Source organism: Vreelandella olivaria (assembly GCF_023507745.1).
GTDB classification, from domain to species: Bacteria; Pseudomonadota; Gammaproteobacteria; order Pseudomonadales; family Halomonadaceae; genus Vreelandella; species Vreelandella olivaria_A.
On the sequence record NZ_JALPZO010000157.1, the window covers coordinates 1 to 2,831 of the forward strand.

A 2,831-nucleotide genomic window follows, 5' to 3' on the forward strand; every position below is an offset into this window, starting at 1 on the left:
AGCTTGTGCCATGGGTAAATACCCAGTAGCCCAGTAACACCACGCCCAGCGTGATGGTGTAGCGCCACTTCATTTACGGAATCTCGCGCCGATAGAGTGAGTAGCCCGCCACGCGCCAGCGTTCGCCCGTGCGGGTATCGTAGTAGCCCCCTTGGGCACTACGACCTTCATCTTCGATTTTCCAGCTCCCACCCCCGTCGTAGCTCACCGCGGTAACGTCACTACCCAACGGACTAGATTCGTCGACACCGTCAAACAGAAGGCCCTCTTCCGGTGTCAGGTGCAGCGCGTAGCCCTTCAGCTCGGGCGGAAACTCATGCAACTGCTCCAAGGTATCACTGTTCCAGCTCCATACGGCGCTAGGTCGAGGCGCTTCTCGTTCCTCCGTGGCAAGAGAAAAGTAGGGCGCCCCCTGAGTGGTCAACACGAACACCATCCCTTCGGTATTGGCGGCGATATCCATCACGGTATGGCCGGGGATGGTGAAGGTCTGTTGGGAGATATCCTCTCCCCAGGGCAGAGCATGGATTCGACTGGTATTGGCAGCGTGATCATAGAAAGCCATGCGCAGCACGTTGTCTTCCCCTAGCGCCACAAGATCGAACTGCTCACGGGGATTTTCGGGATTGCGAGCACCTTCGGGTACCGGCAACTCATCCCAATGCTCGCCACCGTCCCTTGTGCGCCAGACCCTCGGCCCCCAGCCGATCAGATAGCCGCGCTGGGGATCGAGAAAGCGCAGAAAGGTAATGTTCTGGTCTTCGGGCCAGCGGAGTTTTTCCCACTCTTGGCCTTGATCGGTGGACTTGAAAAGTTGAGTAAGCTGAGGAAGATAACGCTGCCCAGGAAGACGCTCCTGGGTCCGGTCCGTCCAGCCTGTAGCCAGATAGATAGTATTTCTGTTTGGCGATAGCCACCAATCAGCTTGTTGGGCCGGCTCCTCGAAGCGCGTGGAAACTCCACTATTCAACTGGCCAGCGAGAATGCGCACTGCACGGCGATTGGCTCTTTGGTGCACATCATTCATCCATTCTTCAGAAAACTCAGCTTTGGAATTAGGATCATCAAGCTGCTCCTGAGTCATTGGCTTAAACGTTAGCTCCGGCTTAACCAGCTTCATGGAGATGACACTTTCACCATGAACGCGAAAATCTCCCGCCCCATAAGGCTTGTCATCCGTCATAAAATCGTTGCTAACTCTGCTCCACATCTTATTGTCTCCCAAGCCATAGCCCACAATCAGTGCGACCACCCCCGCTAAAATTAATCCTCGCCATAACCATCGCATAAATTTATCTCACCTAGCGGAGGTGTCGCATCAATGAGCGCAGAGCATTTTCCACGGCATCGCCGACATCCCGGACCATATTGGCAGCATCATTCGCCATGTCTACAAGCACCTCTCCGGTAATTTCGGCTGCATCTAGCAGAATCCCTTTTGGACCTTTTTCACCATATACTTCCGCACCGCTTCCGATGGCCTGCCTCCATGTTTCACCATCTAGCCATTCCTCGATATTAGGTTGGCCGCCTATCTTAGCTAGGTCATCCAGGCGTAAATCCGCCAGCCCTGCATCCAGATACGCCGGAACATGGGTGTTGAAAGCAAACGTTTTGAAAGTAGTATTGTCGACCTCCAACTCATACTGGGCAACGTTCATAGCTACGCTTCGATTAGGGTAGCGTTGGCTATTCACCTCAATCTGATCGCCACGCATATTATCATCAAGACCATCTTCTATATTCACTTGAAGAAGACGCCGCGCCTGCCTTAGCCACAATTGCCCCCCCATACTCAACCTTGAATTTAATTTGGCACCATAAGTTGAGCAGTAGTAATAGCCATAGCCCACATAATATTCTGGGGGAGCATGACCACAACCGACATGACGCACCATGAAGTTGGCGTGCCTAGACCAATCCTCATCAGTACTTTCTGGCATAATGAGTTGATCACGCCTTCTCAGCAAACGTCTAAAGACACCTTCGTCATCGAACGGATCCCAACCTTCAGCCCACGACCTGACGTATTCCCAGGTAGTAACGCCAGTCTTTTCTATATATTCCTCGTGCAGTGGCCGGTAGTAGTATTCGCATCGCCCGAGAATGTTTTGGGTAGCAGGAGGCACTTCCTTGTCACAGATATGTAGGTTAACGGCGACAGGTTGTGTATCGTCGGTGGGGGTATAGGCCGCATCAGCGGCGCCCAGAACATCATTCGCAGCCACGCTCAGTCTCCTAAAATATCAATATGCAAACGACCAGGTACCTCACTTTCTGTCAGCCCGGTTTCACCCAGTTCATTCGTTCGCCCCTCTTTAACAATCTTGCCCTGTGCATCAGTAATGCGGTAACGCACATTGGCAGCGGGTATCTGTGTACCACCCCACATGGCGATAAAGGACTGGTTGTAGCTCCCCATACCACTTTCACCACCGCGAGGTCGTAAAGGTTCTAGCACTGCTTGCCCGCTGCCCACGCCAGGGCGGCCGCCGGAGTTGATCCTGACTTGTGGGCCCACGATAGTAATGCCACTGGGGTCGAGCTTGACGAAGCTACCGCCTGCTTTAAGGGTGATCTCTGCCCCGGCCTCAATCACCGTGTTACTCCTGGAGACCTGATGCACTTCCTCTGGGCGTGGAGCCAGATCTGCTCTTCCCCCGCTTCATCTTCAAAGCGCAGTTCGTTAAAACCATCGGCCTTATGGCTCTGGGTGCGGAGGGTCGTGCGGGTTTTGTGTTCGGGTAAGGCATAGGGGGGCGTATTAACGGCGTTGTAGACCCGCCCGGTGATCAGTGGTTGGTCCGGGTCACCTTCGAGGAAGGAAACAA

General features: G+C 53.8%; 2 protein-coding genes and 1 pseudogene. All 3 read right to left on the minus strand.

Features of this window, described 5'->3' with window-relative positions:
• Nucleotides 1-73: 73 nt before the first annotated feature.
• Entirely contained in the window at nt 74-1,210 is a 1,137-nt protein-coding gene (locus tag HP566_RS19030; protein ID WP_249978890.1) for a hypothetical protein, read from the minus strand.
• Nucleotides 1,211-1,301: 91 nt separating this feature from the next.
• On the minus strand, nt 1,302-2,228 hold the full coding sequence (locus HP566_RS19035) for a hypothetical protein (RefSeq protein WP_249978891.1): 927 nt from the start codon (nt 2,226-2,228) through the stop codon (nt 1,302-1,304).
• Nucleotides 2,229-2,440: 212 nt separating this feature from the next.
• Nucleotides 2,441-2,831: pseudogene (locus HP566_RS19040) on the minus strand (bacteriophage T4 gp5 trimerisation domain-containing protein); the annotation flags it as partial.